26 protein-coding genes are annotated in these 23,209 nt (G+C 65.4%); 12 read left to right on the top strand and 14 right to left on the bottom strand.

Annotated features, from left to right (window positions below; translation table 11 throughout):
* Positions 1–6 precede the first annotated feature (6 nt).
* From ACE3OO_RS06060 to ACE3OO_RS06050, 3 genes are all read left to right on the top strand, one after another.
* Positions 7–330, top strand: a complete 324-nt coding sequence (locus tag ACE3OO_RS06060) for a YbaB/EbfC family nucleoid-associated protein (protein WP_374300800.1) — start codon at positions 7–9, stop codon at positions 328–330.
* Between the two features lie 10 nt (positions 331–340).
* Positions 341–949 carry a recombination mediator RecR gene (gene recR / locus ACE3OO_RS06055; protein ID WP_374300798.1) on the top strand — a complete coding sequence of 203 codons (609 nt, stop codon included), beginning with the start codon at positions 341–343 and terminating at the stop codon, positions 947–949.
* Between the two features lie 162 nt (positions 950–1,111).
* A complete protein-coding gene (locus ACE3OO_RS06050) occupies positions 1,112–1,918 on the top strand; it encodes a substrate-binding periplasmic protein (RefSeq protein WP_374300796.1) in 807 nt (268 codons plus the stop codon).
* On the opposite strand, the gene gloB is transcribed toward ACE3OO_RS06050, so the two are convergent.
* Complete coding sequence (gene gloB / locus ACE3OO_RS06045) at positions 1,908–2,681, bottom strand: hydroxyacylglutathione hydrolase (RefSeq protein ID WP_374300794.1); 774 nt, start codon at positions 2,679–2,681, stop codon at positions 1,908–1,910. The genes ACE3OO_RS06050 and gloB overlap by 11 nt on opposite strands.
* 43 nt (positions 2,682–2,724) lie before the next feature.
* Here gloB and ACE3OO_RS06040 point away from each other — a divergent pair, with 43 nt between their 5' ends.
* Complete coding sequence (locus ACE3OO_RS06040; RefSeq protein WP_374300792.1) at positions 2,725–3,507, top strand: methyltransferase domain-containing protein; 783 nt, start codon at positions 2,725–2,727, stop codon at positions 3,505–3,507.
* Positions 3,508–3,528: 21 nt separating this feature from the next.
* Here the strand turns inward: ACE3OO_RS06040 and metW are convergent, their stop codons facing one another.
* Together metW and ACE3OO_RS06030 are read right to left on the bottom strand one after the other, a co-directional pair.
* Positions 3,529–4,155, bottom strand: coding sequence for a methionine biosynthesis protein MetW (metW, locus tag ACE3OO_RS06035; RefSeq protein ID WP_374300790.1), 627 nt, complete (start codon positions 4,153–4,155; stop codon positions 3,529–3,531).
* On the bottom strand, positions 4,152–5,342 hold the full coding sequence (locus ACE3OO_RS06030; RefSeq protein WP_374300788.1) for a homoserine O-acetyltransferase: 1,191 nt from the start codon (positions 5,340–5,342) through the stop codon (positions 4,152–4,154). The genes metW and ACE3OO_RS06030 overlap by 4 nt, the downstream gene beginning before the upstream one ends.
* 205 nt (positions 5,343–5,547) lie before the next feature.
* On the opposite strand from ACE3OO_RS06030, the gene pheA reads away from it, so the two are divergent.
* Genes pheA through ACE3OO_RS06015 form a run of 3 tightly spaced genes read left to right on the top strand, consistent with a single transcriptional unit; the run spans position 5,548 to position 8,481 of the window.
* A complete protein-coding gene (pheA, locus tag ACE3OO_RS06025; protein WP_374300785.1) occupies positions 5,548–6,417 on the top strand; it encodes a chorismate mutase in 870 nt (289 codons plus the stop codon).
* A gap of 28 nt (positions 6,418–6,445) precedes the next feature.
* Positions 6,446–7,534, top strand: a complete 1,089-nt coding sequence (hisC, locus tag ACE3OO_RS06020) for a histidinol-phosphate transaminase (protein WP_374300783.1) — start codon at positions 6,446–6,448, stop codon at positions 7,532–7,534.
* Positions 7,531–8,481, top strand: a complete 951-nt coding sequence (locus ACE3OO_RS06015; protein WP_374304667.1) for a prephenate/arogenate dehydrogenase family protein — start codon at positions 7,531–7,533, stop codon at positions 8,479–8,481. The genes hisC and ACE3OO_RS06015 overlap by 4 nt, the downstream gene beginning before the upstream one ends.
* Before the next feature lie 108 nt (positions 8,482–8,589).
* Here the strand turns inward: ACE3OO_RS06015 and ACE3OO_RS06010 are convergent, their stop codons facing one another.
* Positions 8,590–9,708 carry a DUF2125 domain-containing protein gene (locus ACE3OO_RS06010; protein ID WP_374300781.1) on the bottom strand — a complete coding sequence of 373 codons (1,119 nt, stop codon included), beginning with the start codon at positions 9,706–9,708 and terminating at the stop codon, positions 8,590–8,592.
* Between the two features lie 52 nt (positions 9,709–9,760).
* Between ACE3OO_RS06010 and ACE3OO_RS06005 the strand changes: the two genes are divergently transcribed.
* Together ACE3OO_RS06005 and ACE3OO_RS06000 are read left to right on the top strand one after the other, a co-directional pair.
* Complete coding sequence (locus tag ACE3OO_RS06005; RefSeq protein ID WP_374300779.1) at positions 9,761–10,666, top strand: DMT family transporter; 906 nt, start codon at positions 9,761–9,763, stop codon at positions 10,664–10,666.
* Positions 10,666–11,289, top strand: coding sequence for a gamma-glutamylcyclotransferase (locus tag ACE3OO_RS06000; protein ID WP_374300777.1), 624 nt, complete (start codon positions 10,666–10,668; stop codon positions 11,287–11,289). Before ACE3OO_RS06005 ends, ACE3OO_RS06000 begins: the two co-directional genes overlap by 1 nt.
* Positions 11,290–11,347: 58 nt before the next feature.
* Here ACE3OO_RS06000 and ACE3OO_RS05995 read toward each other — a convergent pair whose 3' ends face one another.
* The 6 genes from ACE3OO_RS05995 to ACE3OO_RS05970 form a co-directional block, all read right to left on the bottom strand.
* Positions 11,348–12,886 (bottom strand): class I adenylate-forming enzyme family protein, encoded by a 1,539-nt coding sequence (locus ACE3OO_RS05995; RefSeq protein ID WP_374300775.1) that lies wholly within the window; start codon positions 12,884–12,886, stop codon positions 11,348–11,350.
* Complete coding sequence (locus ACE3OO_RS05990) at positions 12,883–13,578, bottom strand: HAD-IA family hydrolase (RefSeq protein WP_374300773.1); 696 nt, start codon at positions 13,576–13,578, stop codon at positions 12,883–12,885. The genes ACE3OO_RS05995 and ACE3OO_RS05990 overlap by 4 nt, the downstream gene beginning before the upstream one ends.
* A gap of 62 nt (positions 13,579–13,640) precedes the next feature.
* Positions 13,641–16,016: an adenosylcobalamin-dependent ribonucleoside-diphosphate reductase gene (locus ACE3OO_RS05985; RefSeq protein ID WP_374300771.1), complete on the bottom strand. Its 2,376-nt coding sequence runs from the start codon at positions 16,014–16,016 to the stop codon at positions 13,641–13,643.
* A gap of 367 nt (positions 16,017–16,383) precedes the next feature.
* Entirely contained in the window at positions 16,384–16,998 is a 615-nt protein-coding gene (locus ACE3OO_RS05980) for a hypothetical protein (protein WP_374300769.1), read from the bottom strand.
* Positions 16,999–17,301: 303 nt separating this feature from the next.
* Complete coding sequence (locus ACE3OO_RS05975; RefSeq protein ID WP_374300767.1) at positions 17,302–17,805, bottom strand: hypothetical protein; 504 nt, start codon at positions 17,803–17,805, stop codon at positions 17,302–17,304.
* Positions 17,802–18,653 carry a LytTR family DNA-binding domain-containing protein gene (locus tag ACE3OO_RS05970; RefSeq protein ID WP_374300765.1) on the bottom strand — a complete coding sequence of 284 codons (852 nt, stop codon included), beginning with the start codon at positions 18,651–18,653 and terminating at the stop codon, positions 17,802–17,804. Before ACE3OO_RS05970 ends, ACE3OO_RS05975 begins: the two co-directional genes overlap by 4 nt.
* Before the next feature lie 94 nt (positions 18,654–18,747).
* On the opposite strand from ACE3OO_RS05970, the gene ACE3OO_RS05965 reads away from it, so the two are divergent.
* On the top strand, positions 18,748–19,764 hold the full coding sequence (locus tag ACE3OO_RS05965; RefSeq protein WP_374300763.1) for an alpha/beta hydrolase: 1,017 nt from the start codon (positions 18,748–18,750) through the stop codon (positions 19,762–19,764).
* Positions 19,765–19,784: 20 nt separating this feature from the next.
* On the opposite strand, the gene ACE3OO_RS05960 is transcribed toward ACE3OO_RS05965, so the two are convergent.
* On the bottom strand, positions 19,785–20,237 hold the full coding sequence (locus tag ACE3OO_RS05960; RefSeq protein WP_374300761.1) for a MarR family winged helix-turn-helix transcriptional regulator: 453 nt from the start codon (positions 20,235–20,237) through the stop codon (positions 19,785–19,787).
* A 171-nt stretch (positions 20,238–20,408) separates the two neighbouring features.
* Here ACE3OO_RS05960 and ACE3OO_RS05955 point away from each other — a divergent pair, with 171 nt between their 5' ends.
* Both ACE3OO_RS05955 and ACE3OO_RS05950 read left to right on the top strand, forming a co-directional pair.
* A complete protein-coding gene (locus tag ACE3OO_RS05955; protein WP_374300759.1) occupies positions 20,409–20,651 on the top strand; it encodes a DUF4287 domain-containing protein in 243 nt (80 codons plus the stop codon).
* A 26-nt stretch (positions 20,652–20,677) separates the two neighbouring features.
* On the top strand, positions 20,678–21,088 hold the full coding sequence (locus ACE3OO_RS05950) for a DoxX family protein (protein ID WP_374300757.1): 411 nt from the start codon (positions 20,678–20,680) through the stop codon (positions 21,086–21,088).
* Here the strand turns inward: ACE3OO_RS05950 and ACE3OO_RS05945 are convergent.
* Genes ACE3OO_RS05945 through ACE3OO_RS05935 form a run of 3 tightly spaced genes read right to left on the bottom strand, consistent with a single transcriptional unit; the run spans position 21,075 to position 23,203 of the window.
* Positions 21,075–21,809, bottom strand: a complete 735-nt coding sequence (locus ACE3OO_RS05945) for a lysophospholipid acyltransferase family protein (RefSeq protein ID WP_374300755.1) — start codon at positions 21,807–21,809, stop codon at positions 21,075–21,077. The genes ACE3OO_RS05950 and ACE3OO_RS05945 overlap by 14 nt on opposite strands.
* The gene (locus ACE3OO_RS05940) at positions 21,806–22,621 is read right to left on the bottom strand and encodes a YdcF family protein (RefSeq protein ID WP_374300753.1); all 816 of its coding nucleotides are present in this window, start codon (positions 22,619–22,621) and stop codon (positions 21,806–21,808) included. Before ACE3OO_RS05940 ends, ACE3OO_RS05945 begins: the two co-directional genes overlap by 4 nt.
* A 15-nt stretch (positions 22,622–22,636) precedes the next feature.
* On the bottom strand, positions 22,637–23,203 hold the full coding sequence (locus tag ACE3OO_RS05935) for a D-glycero-alpha-D-manno-heptose-1,7-bisphosphate 7-phosphatase (protein WP_374300751.1): 567 nt from the start codon (positions 23,201–23,203) through the stop codon (positions 22,637–22,639).
* Positions 23,204–23,209: the final 6 nt, after the last annotated feature.

Genomic DNA, 23,209 nt, shown 5'->3' with positions numbered 1-23,209 from the left:
TTCGCCATGAAGAATCTCGGCAACATGCTGAAACAGGCCCAGCAGATGCAGCAGCGCATGCAGGAAATGCAGGCCGAGCTGGAGCAGCGCGAGGTGCAGGGTTCGGCCGGCGGCGGCATGGTGGTCGTCACGCTGAATGGCAAAAGCGAACTGCGCGGCGTGAAGATCGATCCCTCGCTGCTGGTGCAGGCCGAGGTCGAGGTGCTGGAAGACCTGATCAAGGCGGCCCATGCCGATGCCAAGGCCCGCGCCGACCGCGAAATGGCCGACGAGATGCAGAAGCTCACCGCCGGCCTGCCGCTGCCGCCGGGCATGAAGCTGCCATTCTGAGTTTTCTCTCATGGCTGGTCCCGAGATCGAGCGGCTGATCCAGCTGCTGGCGCGCCTGCCCGGCCTGGGCCCGCGTTCGGCGCGTCGCGCCGCCCTGCATCTGCTCAAGAAAAAAGACGCCCTGCTCAATCCGCTGGCGGCCTCCTTGCGCGAGGTGGGCGACAGCGTGCATGCCTGTTCCGTCTGCGGCAACCTCGACACCCGCGATCCCTGCGCCATCTGCACCGACGACCGCCGCGATGCCGGCCTGATCTGCGTGGTGGAAAGCGTGGCCGATCTGTGGGCGCTGGAACGTGCCGGTGTGTTCCGCGGTCGCTATCATGTGCTGGGCGGCACGCTCTCGGCGCTGGATGGCGTGGGGCCCAGCGATCTCAATGTCGACAGCCTGATCGCCCGTGTGCAGGCTGGGCAGGCAGGCGAGCGGAAGATCCGCGAGGTCATCATCGCCACCAACGCCACGGTGGAAGGCCAGACCACGGCGCATTACATCACCGACCGCCTGCAGAATACGGGCGTTGCCATTTCGCGGCTCGCCCATGGCGTGCCGGTCGGCGGCGAACTCGATTACCTCGACGACGGCACCCTGGGCGCCGCGCTGAAGGCGCGCCGGCCGCTCTGAAGAACGACACATGCATCGTCATACCCGGGCTTGACCCGGGTATCCACGATTTCATCGGCAAGACGTGGATGGCCGGATCAAGTCCGGCCATGACGTATGAAAGCGCCACTTGCATTACTATCGTATTCCGTGATCCGGTTTCCGTGGCTAGACTGGGCGATAATGATTCGTCCGCTCGCCATCACTGGCCTGGTTCTGCTGGGTCTATTGTTGCCTGCCTTGTTTTCGTCCGCCCGCGCGGCCGAGCTGCGGCTGGCCTATATCGAGCAGGATGCCAGCCCCTATCTTTCCGGCATCGGTCCCGCCATTCCGGCGCGGCCCGGCATTGCCGTTGAACTGGTGCAGCGCGCGGTCGGGCGCCTTGGCGGCCGGTTGCATCTCACCCGCATGCCGGCGCGGCGCATGATTCAGGAAGTGAAGGCCGGCCGGCAGGACGGCATCCTTGGCTTCCGCTATTCCGCCGAGCGCGCCCGCGATCTGGTTTTCCCCATGCGCGACGGCCAGCCCGATGCCGCGCGCTACGCCGCCCGCCTGGCCCATTCGCTCTATCGCCGGCAGGGCAGCGCCATCACCTGGGATGGCCGGCGCCTGGGCGGCCTCACCACGCCGCTCGCCGTCAGCAGCACCCAGCTGGTGGCCGATGCCTTGCAGGCCCAGGGCATCGAGATCATCCGCATCGAAAGCAGCGGCCAGATGTTTGCCATGCTGGCGCTGGAGCGCGTCGATGCCGTGGTGTCGCTCGACATCATCGGCGACCGCCAGGTGACCATGCAGGCCGACACGCAGGCCGCGGCCCGTATCGAAAAGGTGATGCCGCCGGTGCTGATCGAGGATTTCCACGTGCCGCTTGGCCGTGCCTTTCATGCCGCCAACCACGATTTCGCCGAGCGGCTCTGGGCCATGATCGGCGAATTGCGCGATGCTACCTATGCCGAGCTGACGCCGGTCTACGTCGCCATCAACCCCTGAAGCTGTCCTTCCTCCTGCGCGTCTCGGCGAACACCGCCACGTCGTCGGCATCTGCCAGCCCCAAGGTCGCGCGCAGGTTTGCGCTCATCGGCCGCAGGAAGGGGTTGGTGGCTTTCTCCTCTCCCAGCAGCGACGGCACGGTCGGCTCACCCTTGGCCCGCGCCGCCCTGATCGCGGCATACCGCGCGGTCAGCACCGCATTGTCCGGCTCGACGGTGACGGCAAAGCGCGCATTCGATTCCGTATATTCATGGGCGCAGTAAACACGCGTGTCGTCGGGCAGGGCGCCGAGCTTGCTCAGCGACGCCCACATCTGCGAAGGCGTGCCCTCGAACAGCCGGCCGCAACCCAGCGAGAACAGCGTGTCGCCGCAGAACAGGGCATTCGAGTTGGCGAACCAGAAGGCGATATGGCCCTTCGTGTGGCCGGGCACGTCGAAGATGCGGGCTTCCTCCTTGCCCAGGCGCCAGGTCTCGCCGTCCTTCAGCGCCACGTCGATACCCGGAATGCGGTCGGCATCGGCCTGCGGGCCCACGATCTGGCAACCGGTGGCCTCTTTCAGCGCCAGGTTGCCGCCCACATGATCGGGATGATGGTGGGTGTTGAGGATATGCGTGAGTGTCCAGCCGCGTTTGCGCAGTTCGGCCAGCACCGGCTCATGCACGGCGGGATCGACCACGCCGGTGGCGCCCGTCGCCGGATCATGGGCGAGGTAGACGTAATTGTCGTTCAGCACGGGAATCTGCACGATATCGAGGGGCATGGCATCGTTCTCAAGTCGGACGGGAAGCTGCTAATATAGCGCCATGCTGCGGCCGGACATCATCGATCTGCGCGAATTCTACGCCAACCCGCTGGGGCGGGCGGTGCGCCGCCTGCTGCGGCCGAAACTGCGCGCCTTCTGGCCCGATGTTCATGGTTTGACAGTGCTTGGCCTCGGCTATGCCACGCCCTATCTGCGCATTTTCGAGGGCGAGGCCGAGCGGGTGATCGCCGCCATGCCCGGGCCGCAGGGCGTGGTGCGCTGGCCGCGCGGCCTGCCCGGCCGCGTCATGCTGGTGGACGAGGACGACCTGCCGCTGCCCGATGCCTCCGTCGACCGCCTGCTGCTGATGCACGCGCTGGAGAATTCGGAAAACACCCGCGCCCTGCTGCGCGAGGTGTGGCGGGTGCTCACCCCGCAGGGCCGGCTGCTGGCTGTGGTGCCGAACCGGCGCGGCCTGTGGGCGCATATCGAAGCGACGCCCTTCGGCCAGGGCCACCCGTATACACCGCCGCAGCTCACGCGGCTGATGCGCGATGCGATGTTCTCGCCGACCGCGTCGCAGGCCGCCTTGTGGCTGCCGCCGTCGGACCGCGCCTTCGTGATCAAGGCGGTGAACGCCTGGGAGAAGACGGGCGAGATCCTGTGGAGCCGGTTTTCCGGCGTGTTGCTGGTGGAGGCCGAGAAGCAGGTCTATGCCGGCGTGCCGGCCCGCGCCGTGAAGCAGAAGCAGCGCGCCTTCGTACTCAATCCGTCGCCCTCGGCGCGGCTGCGGGCCGAGCGCAGCTTTCGTGAGGATGGCGGTTCAGGTCCCGCGCCGGCGTAAAACATGGGCCGCCCGCACCGCCTATCGGCGGTGCAATACATAGACCGCCTGGGCGCCGAACCAGTTGGCCGCCGCACCCTGCAGCTTCCAGCCGCTGCGGTTGCCATGGCCGTCCACGGCGATGCGCTGCTCGACGACGAAACCATCGCGGGCGCAGAGCTCGTCGAAATCCTGGATGGTGCAGAGATGGATGTTCTGCGTCTCGTACCAGGGATCGTCCAGCGCCGCCGTCATCGGCATGCGGCCGCCGAACATCAGCTGCAGCCGCACCCGCCAATAGGCGAAATTGGGAAACGACACGATGGCGCGCCGGCCGATGCGCAGCATCTCGTGCAGCACCTTGCGCGGATTGCGCGTGGCCTGCAGGGTCAGACTCAGCACCACGTAGTCGAAGGCGGCATCGGGATAATCCGGCAGGTCGGTATCGGCGTCGCCCTGGATCACGGAAAGGCCCCGCGCCACGCAGGCATTCACGCCGCTCTGGCGGATCTCGATGCCGCGTCCATCCACCTGCTTCTCGCGCGCCAGGTATTCCAGCAGCGCGCCGTCGCCGCAGCCGACATCCAGCAGGCGGCTTTGCGGCGCCACCATGTCCGCGATCATCAGCAGGTCGCGGCGGATGTCCCTGTGTGTGCTGCCGTTACTCATTTCTGGCTCCCGTTCAGACCGCGCTGTTCGGCGCAGCCCTCGATGAAGCCTTTCAGCGTGCGGAACATCACCGGCTCGTCCAGCAGGAAGGCATCGTGGCCCTTGTCGGTCTCGATCTCGACGAAGCTGACATTGGCGGCGGCGGCGTTCAGGGCGCGCACGATCTCCTTGCTTTCCGCCGTGGGGAAAAGCCAGTCGGAGGTGAAGGAAACGACGCAGAAGCGGGTCTTCGTGCCCTGGAAGGCGTTGGCGAGATTGCCGCCCGCCCCCTTGTCGGCGAATTGGGCCGCCAGGTCGAAATAATCCATCGCGCGGGTGATGTAGAGATAGGAGTTGGCGTCGAACCGCTCCACGAAGGTCGAGCCCTGGTGCAGCAGGTAGCTTTCCACCTGGAACTCGGTCTCGAAGCCATAGGTGATGCGTTCGCGGTTCTGCAGGTTGCGGCCGAACTTGCGGTGTAATGCTGCTTCCGACAGGTAGGTGATATGGGCTGCCATGCGTGCCACGGCCAGGCCGGCGCGCGGAATGGTGTCGTGATCGAAATAATCGCCCTGGTGCCATTGCGGATCGGCATAGATCGCCTGGCGCCCCACCTCGTGGAAGGCGATGTTCTGCGCCGAATGCTTGGCCGCAGTGGCCATCGGGATGGCCGAGAAGACGCGGTCGGGATAACTCGCCGCCCATTGCAGCACCTGCATGCCGCCCATCGAGCCGCCGATCACGCAGAACAGCTGGTGGATGCCCAGGTGGTCCAGCAGCATGGCCTGGGCATTCACCATGTCGCGGATGGTGATGACGGGGAAGCGCAGGCCATAGGGTTTGCCGGTGGCCGGATCGGTTTCGGCCGGGCCCGACGAGCCCATGCAGCCGCCCAGCACATTGGCGCAGATCACGAAGAATCTATCGGTGTCGATGATCTTGCCCGGGCCCACGGCGGTCAGCCACCAGCCCGGCTTGCCGGTCACCGGATGGGTGTTCGCTACATGCTGGTCCATGGTGAGCGCGTGGCAGATCAGGATGGCGTTCGACTTCTCGGCATTCAGATGCCCATAGGTCGTATAGGCGATCTGGTAGGGGCCGAGGTCGAGCCCGCAATCGAGCTTCAGGGCCAAGGTTTCGCCCAGGGTGACCCGGTGGCCGGGACCGACGGGATCGTGGCGGGACAAAGGGGGGAGTGCGGCACTCATGGCAGGCAGCCGGGATATCCTACAGGGCTTGGAGCGGGGATTTCCGCCGGCCCTGACGGGCGTGGCGAAGCCTGGCCGGGACCCTGTCCGGCGCGGGTCCCCGTGCTTAGTGACCCCCGCCGATGGTGTCAATGTTTTCTTTGCTTTTCAGGGGCGAAGCCCCTAAGACTATGCGGTTTTTTCAGCCCCCGGTATCCTGTTTCCCATGAGTGACCATACCCCGAGCCTGGCCGATTTGCGGCGCGAGATCGACGTGCTGGACGACCAGATCCTGGATCTGTTGCGCCGGCGCGCCGAGGCCGTCCAGCGCGTGGCGACCACCAAGCGCAGCACCGGCGAGGAGGGCTTCCTGCGGCCGGGCCGCGAGGCCCAGATCATCCGTCATCTGATCGCCCGCCATCGCGGCGGCCTGCCGGCCGCCTCGGTGTCGCGGATCTGGCGCGAGATGATCGCCGCGCTCTATCCGGTGCAGGCCCGGACCGTGAAGGTGGCGGTGCACGCCCCCAACAAGTCGGCCGCGCGCTGGGATCTGGCGCGCGACTGGTATGGCTCCACCACGCCGCTGCAGCTCTGCACCACGGCCACGGCGGTTATGCGCGCCATCTCGGCCCAGCCGGCCGCCATCGGCGTGATGGCCCAGCCCGAAGATGGCGAGAAGGAAAGCTGGTGGCCGCAGCTCGCCTCGCGTTCGCCCGATACGCCGCGCGTGATCGCCCGGCTGCCCTTCGTGCCCAATCCGCGCGGCAGCCTGGCCGAGCTGGACGCCTATGTGATCGCCAATGCCGCGCCCGAGGAATCGGGTGAGGATCGCAGCCTGCTGGTGCTGGCCATGACCGAGTCCGCCCCCAGCATCGCCCGCATTTCCGCCCTGCTGGCCCAGGTGGGCCTGGAAGGCCGGGTGCTGGCCCAGCATCGCCGCGGCGAGGATGGCGCCCGCGTGCTGCTGGAAAGCGACGGATTCATGGCCGCCGACGATGCCCGGCTGGCCGCGCTGATTGCCGCCGACCCGAAACTGATCGACGATGCGGTGGTGATCGGCGCCTATGCCGTGCCGCTGCCCGCCGATCCGGCGTAACATCGATTTCGACCAAGGAGTGCCTGCCGTGACCGCGCCGAAGCCGCAACCCGGAATTCTCGATATCGCCCCCTACAAGGGCGGCGAAGGCAAAGTGCCCGGCGTCACCAAGGTGCACAAGCTGTCGTCCAACGAAACGCCGCTTGGCCCCAGCCCGAAGGCGATGGCGGTGTTCCAGCAGATGGCGACCGAGCTGCACCGCTATCCCGACGGCGCGGTGGATGCGTTGCGTCAGGCGCTGGCGAAACACTACGGCATCCCGGCCGAGAACATCGTCTGCTCGAACGGCTCGGACGAGATGATCTCGCTGATCTGTGCCGCCTATGTCGGCCCGGGCGACGAGGTGATCTATTCGCAATACGGCTTCATGATGTATCCGATTGCCACGCAGGCCCGTGGCGCGACGCCGGTGAAGGTGGCGGAGAAGAACTTCACCGCCGATGTGGATGCCATCCTGGCGGCTGTCACGCCGAAGACGCGGCTGGTCTTCCTCACCAACCCGAACAATCCCACCGGCACGTATATTCCGGCTGCCGAATTGCGTCGCCTGCGCGCCGGCCTGCCCGATGGCGTGCTGCTGGTGATCGACGCGGCCTATGCCGAATATGTCAGCCGCAACGACTATTCCAACGGCATGGAGCTGGTGGCCGGCTCCGACAACACCATGGTGCTGCGCACATTCTCCAAGATCTACGGCCTAGCGGCCTTGCGGCTGGGCTGGGCCTATGCGCCGGCCAACGTGATCGACGTGCTCAACCGCGTGCGTGGTCCCTTCAACGTCAATGCCGCCGCCCAGGCTGCCGGCGTCGCCGCGCTGGAAGACACCGCCTGGGTCGAGAAGGCGCGTGCCCATAACGATGCCGAAGTGGCGCGTGTCACGGCGGCGTTGCAGAAGCTTGGCCTTGAAGTCCTGCCCAGCGTGGCGAATTTCATCCTGATGCGTTTCCCCGGCGGGGCCGAGCAGGTCAAGCGGGCCGACGAAGCCCTGCGCCGGCGCGGCCTGATCCTGCGCGGCATGGGCGGCTATGGCCTGACCGACGCCCTGCGCCTGTCCATCGGCACGGTGGAGGAAGACGACATGGTGATCGCCGCCCTCACCGACGTCATGAAAGGCTGAATGCGGTGTTCAACCGCCCTCTTTTCGACAGACTGGCCATCATCGGCATCGGCCTGATCGGTTCGTCGATCGCCCGCGCCGCGCGCGAGCATGGGCTGGCTAAGCATATCGCGATTGCCGATGCCAATGAGGCGCACCGCCGGCAGGCGCAGGAGCTTCAACTGGGCGACAGCGTGCATACCGATGCGGCCGAGGCCGTGAAGGATGCCGATCTGGTGCTGCTCTGCGTGCCGCTGGGCGCCAATGCTGCCGTGGCGGCGCATATCGGTGCGGCGCTCAAAAAAGGCGCCATCGTCTCCGATGTCGGTTCGTGCAAGCAGGCGGTGATCCGCGATGTGGCGCCGCATCTGCCCCCGGGCGTGCATCTGGTGCCGGGCCATCCGGTGGCGGGCACCGAGCATTCCGGCCCCAAGGCGGGTTTCGCCACGCTGTTCCAGAATCGCTGGTGCATCCTCACGCCCGAGGCCGGAACGGATGCCCGGGCGGTGGAGAAGGTGAAGGCATTCTGGGCGGCCATCGGCAGCAAGGTCGAGATCATGGAGCCGCGCCATCACGATCTGGTGCTGGCGATCACCAGCCATGTGCCGCATCTGATCGCCTACAATATCGTCGGCACGGCCGACGACCTGGAAACCGTGACGGAATCGGAAGTGATCAAGTATTCCGCCGGCGGCTTCCGCGACTTCACCCGCATCGCCGCCTCCGATCCCACCATGTGGCGCGACGTCTTCCTCAACAACAAGGAAGCGGTGCTGGAAATGCTGGGGCGTTTCACCGAAGACCTGATCGCCCTGCAGCGCGCGATCCGCTGGGGCGAAGGCGACACACTGTTCGATCTTTTCACCCGCACCCGCGCCATCCGCCGGGCCATCATCGATGCCGGCCAGGAAACCGCCGCGCCCGATTTCGGCCGCAGCCCGGCGGCGAAGGGCGATACGCAGGCCTGATGGAATTGTTCCGGTAAACAATGGGACCCCGGCTCAAGGCCGGGGTGACGATTTCAACTGAACCCGTCATGCCGGGCTTGACCCGGCATCTCATTTTTTCTGATGGCCTTATGGCGTCGGCGGCGTCAGCACCGGGGCCAGGCTGAACAGCGGCACGGGCCCAAGGAACAGTTTGCCCTCCTGCGCGGTCAGCGGCACGGGCAGGTAAGCCTCGCCCTTTGCATCGCGCTTGGTCACCAGCGTCAGAGCGGCTTTTGCCGCCGCCGCCTCGTCGGGTTTCATCTTGCCTGCTGCCGCCAGCGCGTCGATGCCGGCATTGGCATTGCGGATCTGCCCGCCCAGGGCGCCGAGTGGACGGAATTGCTTGTCCAGCGTCAGCGTGCCGTCGCCATCCAGCATCAGGCCGCCCCAATGCAGGCTCACGGTCTGGAAATCCACCACGCCGCCGCCGTCGCGCCACGAGGCCAGCATCGCTTCCGGGCTGCTGCCATAGGCATTGCCGCGTAAGGTGCCGATCAGTTTCAGCGATGTCATCTGCCGGCCCAGCGGGCCATCCATGTTTGCCGGCAGCGTGATGGAGTCGGCCTGCAGGGAAAGGTCGGCGCTGGGCGGCTGGCTGTCGGCGCGGCGCGCATGCAGCAGCAGCTTTTCGGCCGACCAGCCGTTCAGCACATTGCCGCCGATGGCCGGTTTGGCGATATCGGCGGCGAAGCGCAGCGGATTGTTGGCGGCATCCAGCACCAGGCTGGCGCGGAAGCGCTCCGCGGTCAGTTCGACATTCTTTTCGGCATTGCCCTCGCGCCAGCCCAGCCGCTGCTTGCCCGGCAGTTCGAAGATGGCGTGATGCAGGTCCCAGAATTGCAGGTGGGCCGTGAATTCCTCGACGCCCAGCTTCCAGGCGAGCGGACTTTGCGGATCGCGCCAGTTCAGGTTGGTGATGGTGAGCGACAGGCGATAGGGGAAACCCCAGAGCCGCCAGCCGGTATATTCCACCTCGCGGCCCTGGCGGCGCTGGTTCTCGATCCAGGCGGTAGCCTGGGTCGCCACCTGGTCGGCCAGATGCGACCACAGGACATAATAACCGAGCAGGGCGCCGACGATCAGGCCGGCCAGGATGATATAGCGCATGGCGTGGATATAGCAGGCCGCCACGCTCTTCTCCAGCTTGCCGCCCTTCTGCGGCTTGCCCGGCCGTTCTCCGGCTTGCCATTGGCGGCTTCTTGCCATAGCTGGACATACGGTCAATAGTGCCGAGAACCAATCGCCGCCTCCCGCCGTTATGCTGTCTTCCACCACCGCCAGACCGACTTCGCTGCAGACCTGGGCCATCGCCGCCATGCCGGGCCTGTTCGTCCTGCTGTGGTCCACCGGCTTCATCGGCGCCAAGCTCGGCCTGCCCTATGCCGAGCCGATGACCTTCCTGGTTCTGCGCTTTGCCGCCGTCACGGTTCTGCTCTGCATCTTCGCGGCCTTCACCGCCGCGCCCTGGCCGCAGGACTGGCGCATGGCCGGCCATATCGCCGTGGCGGGGCTGCTGCTGCATGGCGTCTATCTCGGCGGCGTTTTCGCCTCGATTTTCCATGGCGTGCCGGCCGGCATCTCGGCGCTGATCGTCGGGATTCAACCGCTTTTAGTGGCCGCCGCCGCTGGCCCGGTGCTGGGCGAACGCGTCACGGCGCGGCAATGGCTTGGGCTGGCGCTCGGGCTGGGTGGCGTGGTGCTGGTGGTCTGGACCAAGCTGGACACCGGCATCGGCACCGCCTGGGGCTATGCGCTGTCGGGGATCGCGCTGGTCGGTATCACCGTGGGTACGTTGTACCAGAAGAAGTTCTGCCCGCAGATCGACCTGCGTTCGGGCACTGCGATCCAGTTCGCCGCCACCACCGTGGCATTGGTGCCGTTCGCGCTGCTGTACGAGACGCGGCAGGTGCAGTGGACCGGCGAATTCATCTTTGCGCTCGGCTGGCTCTGCCTCGTGCTGTCGCTGGGCGCCATCACGCTGCTGTTCATTCTCATCAGGCGCGGCGCGGCGGCGAAAGTCTCCAGCCTGTTCTTCCTGGTGCCACCCTGCACGGCCCTGGTGGCCTATTTCCTGTTCGGCGAACAGCTCAGCGCGCTGGCGCTGGCCGGCATGGCCGCCACCATGATGGGCGTGGCGCTGGTGAATATCGCCCCGAAGCGGTGATGGCGAAACGCAAGCATATTCCCTTCGATCACGAAGAGCCCTTGCCCGGCGAGGCCGCGCCGCCCTTTCCCCGGATCGTGCCCGAAAAGGGCCAGCCGCTCTGGGTGTTCGGATACGGCTCGCTGATGTGGGATCCGGGTTTTCCCTTCTCGAAACAGATGATGGCGCGGCTGTGGGGCTTCCATCGCGGTTTCTGCGTCTGGTCGCACCGCTATCGCGGCACGCCGGAACAGCCCGGCCTGGTGCTGGGCCTGATGCCCGGCGGCTCCTGCACCGGCAAGGCGTTTCGCGTGAAGCGCGGCGACGAAACCGCCGTGATCGATTATCTCTACCGCCGCGAGATGGTCACCGGCGTCTACCGCCCGGGCTTCCACCTGGCGCAGATGGCAGACGGCAGCCGCGTGAAGGTGCTGGCTTTCGTGGCCGATCCGCACCACAAACAATATGCGGGGTATCTAAGCGAACGGCAGGTCATCGACACCATCGCCACCTGCTGCGGCGCGCGCGGGCCTAACGCGGTCTATCTCGCCAACACCGTGGCGCATCTGGACGAACTGGGCATCGGCGACGGCCCGCTGCACCACCTGCTGGCGGAAGTGAAAAAACGCTGCCCGGGGATATGATCCCTACTGAAACCGTCATGCCCGGCCAAGAAGACTTCTCTGGGCCCGGCCATGACGGCTAGATTTTAGCCGCCACCTTGTACTCATCCCGCAATTCGCGCTTCAGCACCTTGCCGATGGCGCTGCGCGGCAGCATCTCGCGGAATTCGATGGCGGATATGCGCTGCATCTTGCCCAGCTTGGCATTGGCCCAGGCCAGCAGCTCGGGGGCACCGATCCCGACACCCGGTGCCTTCACCACAAACGCTACCGGCGTCTCGCCCCACTGCTCTGACGGCACGCCCACCACGGCCACGTCGAACACGGCCCCGTGCTGGCGCAACACGGCCTCCAGGTCGCTGGGATAGATGTTGAAGCCGCCCGAGATGACCATGTCCTTGCGGCGGTCCATCAGTTGCAGGAAGCCGTCCTCGTCGAAGCGGCCCATGTCGCCGGTGCGGATGAAGCGCTTGCCGGTCTCGTCGAACCATTCGGCTTCCGCCGTCTTGCCCGGCTGCTTGTGGTAGTTGGTCATGATGGCGCCGGAATGGCCGACGATCTCGCCGACCTCGCCCGGTTTCGCCGGCCTGCCGTCCTCGGTGATCAGGCGGATGTCGTGGCCCTCGGCCGGCCGGCCCACGGTATGCAGCTTGGTGGGGAATTCGTCGGCGATCAGGATGCAGGTGCCGCCCCCCTCGGTCATGCCGTAATACTCGATCAGCTTGCCGGGCCAGCGTTTGAGGATGTCGGCCTTGAGCGACGCGTTGAATGGCGCGCTGGTGCAGAACTTGGCGCGGAAGCTGGAGAAGTCGTATTTGTCGAAATCGGGATGCGCCATGATGCGCTGGTACTGCACCGGCACCAGCATGGTATGGGTCACGCGGTGTTTCTGCGCGAGGCCCAGGTATTTCACCACGTCGAATTTCGGCATCAGGATCGCCGTGCCGCCGCCGGCCAGCGTGGGGAACAGGCTGACCAGCGTGGTGTTGGAATAGAGCGGCGTGGACAGCAGCGTGATGGCCGCTCGGTCATAGCCATAGAGATTGGCGCGCTGCATATGGGCCCAGCGCATGGCATGCGACTGCACGATGCCTTTCGGTGTGCCCGTCGTGCCCGAGGAATAGATGATGTTGAACGGCATCTGTGGCGTGAGGTTCACCGGTGCCGGCTGCGTGCCCTCCGGTGCCAGCCAGGCTTCGAAGGCGGGCGTGTCCAGCCGGATGCGGCGCGGCAGTTGATCCAGCACGCCGTTCAGCGCGGTTTCGTTGTCGCCATCCAGGAAGATCAGCGCGGCATCGGCATCGTTGGCCATGGCCACGATCTGCTCAGGGAGAGACGACGGCGCCAGCGGCGCCACGGCCAGGCCAGCGCGCAACGCGCCGACATAGACGGTGACATAGTCGTTGCGCGAATAGCTGACGATGCTGACGCTGTGTTTGGCGCCGTCGCGCTGCAGGGCTGCCGCAACACGATCCGCGCGGGCATTCAGCTGGCCGTAGGTCAGAACACCTTCCGCATCGATCAGCGCCGGATGGTCCGGCCGCTCGGCGGCATAGGCGGCCACCAGGCCGGGCAGCGTGCCGAATTCGGAATTGAGTATGTCGTCGGCGCGGCTCATGCAAACTCCATCCCGATGATGCGGCTCAAATCGGCCAGGGCCTTGTCCGGGTCTTCGACCTTGATGGTCTGCATGCCCATGGCGGCGGCGGGTTTCAGGTTGATGCCGAGATCGTCGAGGAACACGGCCTCGAACGGCTGGATATCCAAGAGCTCGCAGGCGCGCTGGTAAAAGGCGGGCTCGGGCTTGCGCACGCCCACCTTGCTCGATTCCACCACGATGTCGAACAGGCGCATCACCTCGGCCACGGCGGCGGCCTTTTCCGGGCTCACCGCCATCGCCGGACCGTGGCCCAGCGGCATGTTGTTGGTCAGGCAGGCGATTTTGAAGCGCGTCTTCACGGATTTGAGCGCCGCCACCATGCGCGGGCGGATCTCGCCCGACACCAGCTTCAGCACCTCGCTGCCATGCACGTCATGGCCCAGGGCCTTCGCTTCCGCCGCGAACAGGTCGCCAAAGCTGGCGGCATCCACCTCGCCGCGCTCGAAGCGCGCCCAGGCATTGGTATGGGGATTGACCGCATTCACGCCGCGCAGGAAGTCGCGCGGCAGGCCGCGTGCCTCTTCATAACGGCGGAAGGCCTCGAAGGGCGAGGTGAGGATCACCCCGCCGAAATCCCACAGAACGGCCTTTATGGGTGCGGCCTTGATCGGAGACTGGCCTGGCTCGGCGCTGGTTTGATGGGCGCTCATCGGCTTTAGCGTGCGGTGCATTTCCCTAACGGCAATGCTTTACGCGCGCGTAAAGCCCTGCCTTATCCGCACTTACTATAGCCGCAGGAGGTGCAGGTATCGCAACCCTCGGAGCGGATCAGGCCGGGCTGGCCGCATTTCGGGCATTGCCGCAGGCCCGACAGCGGCTTCGGCGTTTCCGCATTGGCGGCCAGCGCCAGCACGGCCTTTTCCTCGCGCTGCGCGTTGGGATCGGCCATGAAGCCGATCTCGATCAGGTGGCGTTCGATCACCTCGCCGATGGCCGCCAGCAGCGAAGGCACGTAGCGCCCGCCCATCCAGTGGCCGCCGCGCGGATCGAACACGGCCTTCAGTTCCTCCACCACGAAGCTCACGTCGCCGCCGCGCCGGAACACCGCCGACATCATGCGGGTCAGCGCCACGGTCCAGGCGTAATGCTCGGTGTTCTTGGAATTGATGAACACCTCGAAGGGGCGCACGCGGCCATCCTGGATGATGTCGTTCAGCGTGATGTACATCGCGTGTTCGGATTCCGGCCAGGTGATTTTGTAGGTGCGGCCGGGCAGGGCCTCGGGCCGGTCCAGCGGCTTGGTCATGTAGACCACGCCGCTGCCGGAAAGCGACTGCGCGGCGGGATCGCGCGAGCGTGTCGCCTCCACCGGGCGCAGTTCGGCCGGCCGCGCCGAGGAGGTCAGCGGCAGTTCGGCCTGCTGGGCGGCCTCGGCCGGTTTCTTCTTGTCGTCCTTCTTCACGGTCAGCACCGAGCCGGTGATGTCGTTCGGCCGATAGGTGGTGCAGCCCTTGCAGCCCTGCTCGTAGGCCATGGCATAGACGTCCTTGAAGGCATCGAAATCGATGTCTTCGGGCACGTTGATGGTCTTGGAGATCGAGCTGTCGATGTATTTCTGCACGGCGGCCTGCACGCGCACATGGTCGGCCGGGCTTAAGGATTGCGCATCCACGAAGGCCTCGGTCAGCGGCGCGTTCTCGCCCCTGGTCTGGCGATAGAGGCGATAGGCGTAATCGCTCACCTCCTCCTGCTGGCGGCTGCCGTCGGGCAGCAGCACGCTGCGCATGTAGGTGAAGCTGAATACCGGCTCCAGCCCCGACGAGATATTGTCGGCGAACAGCGAGATCGTGCCGGTCGGCGCGATCGAGGTCAGCAGCGCGTTGCGGATGCCATGCTGCGCGATGGCCGCGCGCACATCCTCGTCCAGTTCCCGGATGCTTTCGCCGGCGAGATACTGGTCGCGGTCGAACAGCGGAAAGGCGCCTTTTTCCTTCGCCAGCTCCACCGAGGTCAGATAGGCCACGCGCTGCAGCCGCTTCATCCAGGTCTCGATCAGCCTGATCGAGGCGGCCGAGCCATAGCGCGCGCCCACCATGATCAGCGCATCGGCCAGGCCGGTGATGCCCAGCCCGATGCGGCGCTTGGCCTGGGCCTCGTGGGCTTGCTGCTCCAGCGGGAAGCGCGAGACGTCGATGGTGTTGTCCATCATGCGCACGGCGCGCTGCACCAGCGTGTCGAGCTGCGCAAGGTCCAGTTCGGCCTCGGCCTCGAAGGGCTTTTTCACCAGCCGCGCCAGGTTGATCGAGCCCAGCAGGCAGGCGCCATAGGGCGGCAGCGGCTGTTCGCCGCAGGGATTGGTGGCGGCGATGGTCTCGCAGTAATGCAGGTTGTTGCGGCGGTTGATGCGGTCGATGAAGATCACGCCGGGCTCGGCGTAAGAGTAGGTCGCCAGCATGATCTTGTCCCACAATTCGCGGGCCTGCACGGTGCGATAGGCGGTGCCGTTGAAGGTCAGTTCCCAGGGCAGGTTCTGCTTCACGGCATTCATGAAGGCATCGGTCACCAGCACCGAAAGATTGAACATGCGCAGCCGCCCCGGCTCGCGCTTGGCCTCGATGAAGGCTTCGATATCCGGATGGTCGCAGCGCAACGTCGCCATCATGGCGCCGCGCCGGCTGCCGGCCGACATGATGGTGCGGCACATCGCGTCCCACACATCCATGAACGACAGCGGGCCCGAGGCATCGGCGCCCACGCCCTTCACCGGCGCGCCGCGTGGCCGCAAAGTGGAAAAGTCATAGCCGATGCCGCCGCCCTGCTGCATCGTGAGGGCGGCTTCCTTCAGGTGTTCGAAGATGCCGCCCATGTCGTCGGGGATCGTGCCCATGACGAAGCAGTTGAACAGGGTGACATTGCGCCCGGTGCCGGCGCCGGCCACGATGCGGCCCGCCGGCAGGAAGCGGAAATCCTCCAGCGCCTCGAAGAAGCGCTGCTCCCATTGCGCCGGATCCTTCTCGGCTTCGGCCAAAGCCTTGGCGATGCGGCGCCAGGTATCGGGGATGGAAAGGTCGAGCGGATTCCCGTCCGGTCCCTTGAACCGGTACTTCATGTCCCAGATTTGCTGCGAAATCGGCGCGATGGGCGACATACGGGAATCCTGAAAAGAGACAAAGGCAAACCGGCGGCGCGGACGGCAAAAACCGCCCGCTGCCGCAGCCTTCTGACTCTATCGCCCAAGCGGCATGAGTCCAGCGTAATGTTCCCTTAATGTTTCTACAGATTGATCAACCGCAGGGGCGGACACAATATGTTGTGAAGCTTGGAAAATCCGGCTTATCCCCGCGATCCGCAGACAGGTCTTTTGAAGTTATCCCGGGTTATGCACAGGGCCACAATTTCTTGTTCAACTTGTCATTCCCGCGAAAGCGGGAATCCCATTTCGTTGGATCGAGAATGAAAATGGGCTCCCAGCTCTGCGCTACGCTGCGGCCGGGGTGACGGGATGAAAGTCGGACTCACTGGCTCCCCTTTAGCGACGGGCAACCGGGCGTCGGTAAGTCTACCCCGTTTCTCGGCAGGGAGCAGGCTTGCGTAAATGGACCATCAGGAGGAGCTATAATTTCCAGTGTCTGAACAATCAGGCCGTTTCTCGCATCAAAGTCGATCCAGAATTTTCCGACCCTCACTGGAATTGGAGACAATCTGCATCCAGTTCCGACATAGCTGTATTCGGGGCCTCTCATCGAAAAATAGTTGGGGTCATTATGGCTATTTATTCCAAATGGGTGAGGGTGAATCTTCACGTCGAACATATGGCCAGTCGAGCAAATCCAAGTGCGCAGCCATTCTTTCCTTGCGGCTAAATCGCCTTCATCAACCCTCAGATACACATAGTTGTCGCCGCCAGTTAGACGGGTTTCTAGATTTTTCTCTTGTCTCTCGCTCTCCCAGTGCGCGGCCATTACATTTGCAAAACCTATTACCGCGAACGCAATTAGCCACTTATTCCTATTTTCTGTCATGACGGGCTTAAGTGAGACGCGCGCCCCCATAAAAGCCAGCGCGAATGTACTGAGTACAGCAATGCCCTTCGGAAGAAGCTCGAGGGCAGCAAGAGCGAGAGCATTCATTGAATCCTCCTTTTCAAATGAGGCATGCAATCACGCTTCTTTGCCAGGTTTTGTTAATCTTAAAATTATCGAATCCCACTGGCGGAGGGGCAATATTGAAAATAAAAAAAATGGGACCCCGGCTCTACGCTACGCTTCGGCCGGGGGTGACGAGGATCATTAAGCTGTCACCCCGCCTGCGTCCCCGATCCAGCATCGCCTGCGCGGTTTCGATTTCGCTCTCCAGTCGCGTCATGAATGTCTCGCGATCGAGGCCCGCAGGTATCGGGGGCAGAAGGCGCATCACGATGGTGCCGGCAGCCTTTACGGCCCGGGATCGTTGGCCGCGCCGGCGATCTCGGCCTGAATGCCTGCCGCCCAGTCGCGGAACAGTTTTGTGTCCTCGTCAAACAGCGCGCGGGTGACATTGGCGACGGCGAAGATCTGTCCGCGTTCCTCATGCGCCTCGGCGTAAGGGTTGTCGGCGGCGATCTCGACGCCGATATCGCCAGGCCGGGCCCCCATCTTGAGCACGAAGCAGTCGCGCTCCGGATGGTCGCGATGCATCGCGCAGTTCAGCGCCAGCCAGGCGGCGCCCATCGCCACGGCATTGGCCTCCGCGCCGCCTTTCAGGTGGTCGCCGGCCTCGATGCTGTTGGCCAGCATATCCCACATCTGCAGGCGGAATTCGGCAAAGCCCAGGCCGGCATTGGCCATCATCCGGTTCGCCATGTTGGAGAACAGCAGGGCCTCGGCCAGCGGCATCTCGAACTGCAGCTCACCCAGGCCATACTGAATGGCAAAGGCACAGGTCGTCCCGGCGCTCATCGCAGCCCCGCCCGCGTCTCCGCTTCCAGCGCCGCCTGCGCGGGCCCGGTCTCCCGCCCCAGTTTGCGCATGAGAGCCTCGCGGTGGCTGCGGCTGACCGGAATCTCCATGCCGTTGACCAGACGAAGGAACAGTCGGCCGTCGCGGCGCTGCGTGCCGGCAATGGCGGATCCGGCAACCCAGAAGGAGCGGTGCACCTGCTGGCCCGCGCTGCTCCCCAACGCTCTGGCGGCATCCGACAGCCGCATCAGGATCAGCGCCGAACCGGCCTCGGTGTGAATGCGCAAATAATGATCCTCCGCTTCCAGCGCCAGCAGCCGGGCCTCCTTCAGATGCGGCGGCAGCCGTCCGGCCAGCGCATGCTGCGTCGTCGGTGCAGCATGCCGCGGGGAAACGGCATTGCCGGAAACGGGTGCCGCCGTCGCTCCGGCCCGGCGCAGCACCAGGGTGAAGACCAGGGCCAGCGCCAGGTTGAGCGCCAGGTTCTGCCCGACCAGTTCCGGCCACGAGACGAAATCGAGCGACCGCGGCGCCAGCAGCCGCAGATTGGTATGCACCACGGCCGTACCGGGCAGCGCAGCGGCGGCCGCGATCGCCAGCGGCAGCCAGAAGGGCAGGCCGTGCGGATAGAAACGCCGCCGCAATGCAAACAGGAGCAGGCTGATGCCGCCGCCGATGGCGACGACGTTGACGGCATGGAACAGCAGCCGTTCGGGCAGCGGCATCGACAGGTAACTGCCGAAGGGGCCAAACACGCCCAGCGCGACGGCGGCAAATCCCAGGCCGAGGCCACTGCGGGCCAAAAAGACCCGGCCGTTCACGCTGCGCGGGTGGGTGATCGAGGTCATTGGCGAATTTCTCGGTGAATTTCACGCATCCGCGCAAGCCGCGCGCCGTGGCCGATGCTAAGCGAAGGCCGGTATCCCGACAATCGGAGCAATCATGATCAAGACCCTCATTCTTGGCGCGGGCATCACATTTCTGCTCGCAAGCCTGTGCCTTGCCGCACTCATTGCCTTCGGCACCGCAGTCTCGCCGCCGGTGCTGCCCACCATGGCGCAGATGGACCGGCGCATCGGCGAGACCCTGCGCATCCCGCCGCCGCCTGTATCCCGCATCGCGGCCCGCGACGGGACCAGCCTGGCCTATCGGCTCTATCCCGGCCGGCCCGGCGGCGGCATCGCGGTGCTGGTGCATGGATCGAGCGGCAGCGGCGTGGCGATGCATGCCCTGGGGCTGGCCTTGCGGGCGGCCGGGATATCCGCCTACGCGGTCGATATCCGGGGGCATGGCGAAAGCGGGCGTTTGGGAGATATCGGCTATGTCGGCCAGCTTGAGGACGATCTGTCCGACCTGCTGGCCGCAACCCTGCCGGACCGGCCGGCCGAGCCGCGCATCCTGATCGGCCATTCGTCCGGCGGCGGTTTTGTTTTGCGGATCGCCGCCGGCCGGCAATCCTGCCTGTTCGATGGTTATCTGGCGCTGGCGCCCTTTCTGGGGGCCCGTGCGCCGACCTCCCGGCCGAATGCCGGCGGCTGGGCCGCGCCCTATATCCCCCGCATCATCGGATTGGGCATTCTGCGCGGCTTCGGCGTCACGGCCTTCGACCACCTGCCGGTGATCGCCTTCGGCGTACCGGAAGATGCACGCGGCATCCGCACGCGAACCTACTCGATGCGCCTGCTGCTGAATTTCGCTTTTGACGACGACTGGCAGGCGGCGCTACGCCGTATTGCGCGGCCGACACGCATCCTGGTCGGCACGAATGACGAGCTGTTCAATGCCGACGCCTACGATCCGCTGTTGAAATCGATCAATCCGAAGATTGCCGTTACCATGCAGCCCGATGCCGATCATATGGGCGTGACGCTTGCGCCGGCCGCCCTGGAGGCCATCGCGGCGGCATCGGCGGATTTGCTCAAGGTGCCGCCGGCCGGCCATTGCGCGCCGTCGCGGTGATGCCCGGCGCGGGGCCTGCGTCAGCGATCCTTGTTCTCAAGGCCGAGGGCGAGTTTGCGCAGCAGGCCCGCAAGGCTCTTCCGCTCCGCCGCCGACAGGCAATCCAGCAGGCCCGCTTCGACTTTCATGTCCTCGATGATGGCGGCGCGGGCCATCTTCAGCCCTGCGGCGGTTAGGCCGACGGGAAGGCTGCGGCCGTCGGCGGCATCCGGAAACCGTTCGACGAGCCCGGCCTTTTCAAGGCGCGCCAGGCGGCCTGTGAGTCCGCCCGATGTGATCATCAGCGAATTGAACAATTCGGTGGGACGCAGCCGGTAGGGCGGACCTGAGCGCAACAGGGTGAAAAGCACGTCGAATTCCCCGGTATCGGCGCCGAACCGCGCAAACACCTTCTCGATCTCCGGACGCACGTTGAGGGTGATGACCCGCGCGCGGCCAAGAATGGCCATGCCGATCGTATCGAGATCGGGCATTTCCTTGGCCCATTGCCGCCGGCGGATTTCAACCCGGTCATCCTCAGTCCTGGCCATGGCGCCTCTTTTATCTTGCCATTAAGATAAACCCTGATATCTTAGTACTAAGATAAATCCTGCCCTGCCGCGGCGCAATGCCCGCGGCGGCGGCGCGCATGAAGGAAACCGCCGATGCCGGCCAGAAAACCATCGCACACAACTGCCGGCGCCAAGGGGCCGGCGTCTTATTTCCCTTCCATCGAGAAGACATACGGCCGCCCTGTCGCGGAGTGGCAGGCATTGATCCGCGCCCAGCGCGGCAAAAGGCACATGGAACTGGTCGGCTGGCTGAAGGCGACGCACGGCCTCGGGCACGGTCATGCGAATGCGCTGGTCGCTCACACGCTGGCGGAAGATGCGAAAGGCGCACGGTAGGAACAGGGACAGGGCAGGATCTGAGGATGAGCACAACGGCAATGACACGACTTGGATACGCCCTGACGGGAATCTTTGCGGCGTTTCTGGCTATCGCATCCATCGCGCCAAAATTGGTCGGCGCGGATGTGGCCTCCGATTCCATGCGCCAGTTGGGTTGGCCGGATGGCTATGTCCTGACAATTGGCCTGATCGAACTGGCCTGCCTGGCGTTGTACCTCGTTCCGCGCACGGCGTTGCTGGGCGCAATCCTGATGACCGGGCTGCTGGGGGGAGCGATCGCAACGCAGATGCGTGTCGAAAATCCGTTGTTCACGCATACCCTGTTCAGCGTCTATCTCGGTTTGCTGATGTGGGGCGGCCTGTGGCTTCGCGATCCGTCGCTCCGGGCCCTGATCCCGATGCGCGGACTTGCCGGGCGGATCAACGGGGCCTGAGCCCCGCCTGTGTCTCCGCTTCCAGCACTGCCTGCGCGGTTTCGATCTCGGTTTCCAGCCGCGTCATGAATGTCTCGCGGTCGAGGCCCGCCGGAATGGCGGGCAGGAAGCGCATTACGATGGTGCCCGCCGGACGCTTCAGGCCATGCTTGGGCCAGAAGAAGCCGGAATTGAGCGCCACCGGCACCACGGGAATCTTCAGGTCGCGATACAGCGCCGCCACGCCAGGCTGGTAATCGTGCGGCTGGCCGGGCAGGGTGCGCGTGCCCTGCGGGAAGATGATCAGCTTGCGCCCCTCGGTCACCGCGTCGCGTGCGCTTTTCAGCATTGATTTAAGCGCCTTGGCGCCGCCGGCGCGGTCGACGGCGATCATGCCCTGGATGCGGCACAGCGCGCCGTAGATCGGAATGCGCAGCAATTCCTGCTTCATCACGATGGCCGGCCCGCGAAACAGCGCCAGCACGATGGCGGTATCCCACAGCGACTGGTGTTTCGAGGCGATCAGCACCGCGCCCGGCGGCACGTTCTCCATGCCCTCGATGCGATAGGTGATGCCGGCGATCACGCGCAGCAGGAGATTGATGCTGTCCGACCAGAATTTGCCGATGGCGAAGATATGCGCGCGGTTGCCGAGGATGAGCGGGATCAGGCTGTACAGCGCAACCACCGTGCTCCACAGCAGGAAGGCGATCTGGAAAATCAGCCCGCGCAGCCAGCTCATTCCGTGGCTTTCTGTTCGGCAGCCGGTGTGTCGGCTTTCGGCTCTGCAATCGGTGCCGGTGCGGGCGCTGGTGCCGGTGCCGGTGCCGGTGCAGGCGCGGGCGTCGCATCGGTCGCCTTGCCGGGTGCGGCGGCCACCGTTTCCTCCAGCCAGTCATCCAGGCGCGCGCGCAGCAGGGCGGCGGCGTATTTGGTGTATTCGCCCAGCAGGAACAGCGTCGCCGTGCGGCGCTGCCACCAGTCCTCCACCCGCATGGCATCCGATCGCACCGGATGCGGCAGCACGGCGATGTCGCTCAAGCGCCGGCGGAACTCCACCATGGCGCGCGGCATGTGGTAATTCGCCGTCACCACCCGCAAGGACTTAAAGCCGCGCGCCCGCGCCCAGCTTGCCGCCTCGATGGCATTGCCCGCCGTATCCACGGCCTCGAAGCCCAGATCGACGCAGCAATCGAACAGCATCTGCAGATCGATGCCGCTCCAGTCATTCGAGGCCTGGGCGGAATCCGGCATCGCCGGGACCGCGGCCTGGATCAGCGAGGCCTTGGTGGTGGTGGGCGCCACGCCCGAGACCAGCAGGCGCTCGGCCTTGCCGTCATGCAGCAGGCGCAACGCCGAGCTCAGGCGCACCGCGCCGCCGGTCAGCACCACGATGGCATCGGTCTTCACCTCGCTGTCGGGCGGGGTGAAGGTCTCCACGCGCTCCAGATAGGCCAGGCCGCCGCCCAGCCACAGCAGCGCCACGGCGGCAAGCAGGATCAATCCGCGCGACAGGCGCGTGGCGAGGGGCGTATCGGAGTTGCGGCGGGCCATCGGGGTTTCGTCGCTTCAGCGGATGGTTTCGTCGGTCTCTTCGTGCAGCAGTCGCGCCACCGCATCGGGCAGCGATTCGGCAATCGTCACCGGCAGCACGGCCTCTGGCAAGCCGGCGGCCTGGGTCTTTTTGCCCTTGCCGGTGCGCACCAGGATGCGGCGGCAGCCGGCGGCCGTGGCCGCCTGCATGTCGGTGACGGCATCGCCGATGAACACGGTCTGCTCGGGCGTGGCATGAAACTGCCGCATCGCCTCGCGCAGCATGCCGGGGCCGGGCTTGCGCCGGTCGGTGACGGCCCAGGGCGGATCGGGCGCGAAGAAGATGGCATCGATATGCGCCCCGGCATCCCGCGCGATGCGGTCGCGCAGGTCATTGTGGATGCGCGTCAGCATCGCCTCGTCGATGATGCCTTTGCCCACGCAGGCCTGGTTGGTGCACAAGGCCACCGGCCAGCCGCGCGCATTCAGTTGCGCGATCGCCTCGCCCACGCCGGGCAGCAGGATCAGTTCGGCCGGCGACTTCACGTAATCGTCGGGATAGTCCTGGTTCAGCACGCCGTCGCGGTCCAACAGAATCAGCATGCCCGC

It is taken from the genome of Ferrovibrio sp., assembly GCF_041906005.1.
Lineage (GTDB): Bacteria > Pseudomonadota > Alphaproteobacteria > Ferrovibrionales > Ferrovibrionaceae > Ferrovibrio.
The sequence above is the reverse complement of the archived record's forward strand: the minus strand, read 5'-3'. Positions and strand labels throughout refer to the sequence as shown.

Excerpts from the sequence above, each read along its gene's own strand:
- metW (WP_374300790.1), bottom strand. The coding sequence starts at position 4,155 with ATGAGTAACGGCAGCACACACAGGGACATCCGCCGCGACCTGCTGATG.
- ACE3OO_RS06000 (WP_374300777.1), top strand. The coding sequence starts at position 10,666 with ATGGCGAAACGCAAGCATATTCCCTTCGATCACGAAGAGCCCTTGCCC.
- ACE3OO_RS05985 (WP_374300771.1), bottom strand. The coding sequence starts at position 16,016 with ATGTCGCCCATCGCGCCGATTTCGCAGCAAATCTGGGACATGAAGTAC.
- ACE3OO_RS05950 (WP_374300757.1), top strand. The coding sequence starts at position 20,678 with ATGAGCACAACGGCAATGACACGACTTGGATACGCCCTGACGGGAATC.
- ACE3OO_RS05960 (WP_374300761.1), bottom strand. The coding sequence starts at position 20,237 with ATGCCCGATCTCGATACGATCGGCATGGCCATTCTTGGCCGCGCGCGG.
- ACE3OO_RS05955 (WP_374300759.1), top strand. The coding sequence starts at position 20,409 with ATGCCGGCCAGAAAACCATCGCACACAACTGCCGGCGCCAAGGGGCCG.
- ACE3OO_RS06060 (WP_374300800.1), top strand. The coding sequence starts at position 7 with ATGAAGAATCTCGGCAACATGCTGAAACAGGCCCAGCAGATGCAGCAG.
- ACE3OO_RS05965 (WP_374300763.1), top strand. The coding sequence starts at position 18,748 with ATGATCAAGACCCTCATTCTTGGCGCGGGCATCACATTTCTGCTCGCA.
- ACE3OO_RS06005 (WP_374300779.1), top strand. The coding sequence starts at position 9,761 with ATGCTGTCTTCCACCACCGCCAGACCGACTTCGCTGCAGACCTGGGCC.
- ACE3OO_RS06040 (WP_374300792.1), top strand. The coding sequence starts at position 2,725 with ATGCTGCGGCCGGACATCATCGATCTGCGCGAATTCTACGCCAACCCG.
- ACE3OO_RS05945 (WP_374300755.1), bottom strand. The coding sequence starts at position 21,809 with ATGAGCTGGCTGCGCGGGCTGATTTTCCAGATCGCCTTCCTGCTGTGG.
- ACE3OO_RS06010 (WP_374300781.1), bottom strand. The coding sequence starts at position 9,708 with ATGGCAAGAAGCCGCCAATGGCAAGCCGGAGAACGGCCGGGCAAGCCG.
- ACE3OO_RS05940 (WP_374300753.1), bottom strand. The coding sequence starts at position 22,621 with ATGGCCCGCCGCAACTCCGATACGCCCCTCGCCACGCGCCTGTCGCGC.
- ACE3OO_RS05970 (WP_374300765.1), bottom strand. The coding sequence starts at position 18,653 with ATGACCTCGATCACCCACCCGCGCAGCGTGAACGGCCGGGTCTTTTTG.
- ACE3OO_RS05980 (WP_374300769.1), bottom strand. The coding sequence starts at position 16,998 with ATGAATGCTCTCGCTCTTGCTGCCCTCGAGCTTCTTCCGAAGGGCATT.
- recR (WP_374300798.1), top strand. The coding sequence starts at position 341 with ATGGCTGGTCCCGAGATCGAGCGGCTGATCCAGCTGCTGGCGCGCCTG.
- gloB (WP_374300794.1), bottom strand. The coding sequence starts at position 2,681 with ATGCCCCTCGATATCGTGCAGATTCCCGTGCTGAACGACAATTACGTC.
- pheA (WP_374300785.1), top strand. The coding sequence starts at position 5,548 with ATGAGTGACCATACCCCGAGCCTGGCCGATTTGCGGCGCGAGATCGAC.
- ACE3OO_RS05935 (WP_374300751.1), bottom strand. The coding sequence starts at position 23,203 with ATGCTGATTCTGTTGGACCGCGACGGCGTGCTGAACCAGGACTATCCC.
- ACE3OO_RS05990 (WP_374300773.1), bottom strand. The coding sequence starts at position 13,578 with ATGAGCGCCCATCAAACCAGCGCCGAGCCAGGCCAGTCTCCGATCAAG.
- ACE3OO_RS05995 (WP_374300775.1), bottom strand. The coding sequence starts at position 12,886 with ATGAGCCGCGCCGACGACATACTCAATTCCGAATTCGGCACGCTGCCC.
- ACE3OO_RS06030 (WP_374300788.1), bottom strand. The coding sequence starts at position 5,342 with ATGAGTGCCGCACTCCCCCCTTTGTCCCGCCACGATCCCGTCGGTCCC.
- ACE3OO_RS05975 (WP_374300767.1), bottom strand. The coding sequence starts at position 17,805 with ATGAGCGCCGGGACGACCTGTGCCTTTGCCATTCAGTATGGCCTGGGT.
- ACE3OO_RS06050 (WP_374300796.1), top strand. The coding sequence starts at position 1,112 with ATGATTCGTCCGCTCGCCATCACTGGCCTGGTTCTGCTGGGTCTATTG.